At 62.1% G+C, this 261-nt stretch carries 1 pseudogene; it reads left to right on the forward strand.

From position 1 onward, the window contains the following. Positions 1-261 (forward strand): annotated as a pseudogene (locus CVH10_RS21725) (IS1595 family transposase); the annotation flags it as partial.

The raw sequence follows: 261 nt of genomic DNA on the forward strand, positions 1-261 counted from the left end.
CGCCGCCATCGCCATCTTCGTCAACGAAGTGAAGGGCAAGAGCGCACTGGCTCTCACGCGCGATCTCGGCGTCTCATACAAGTGCGCGTTCGTTCTGCTGCACAAATTGCGCGAGGCGATGGCTGTGGAGTTGAAGGGCCGCACGCTCGGCGGTGAAGGCAAGACGGTAGAGGTCGATGGCGGCTACTTCGGCGGCTACATCAAGCCCGCCAACCACAAGGCCAACCGCGTTGATCGTCGCCTTGCCCGCAATCAGAACGG

Source organism: Halomonas sp. ND22Bw, from assembly GCF_003011945.1.
Lineage (GTDB): Bacteria > Pseudomonadota > Gammaproteobacteria > Pseudomonadales > Halomonadaceae > Halomonas > Halomonas halophila.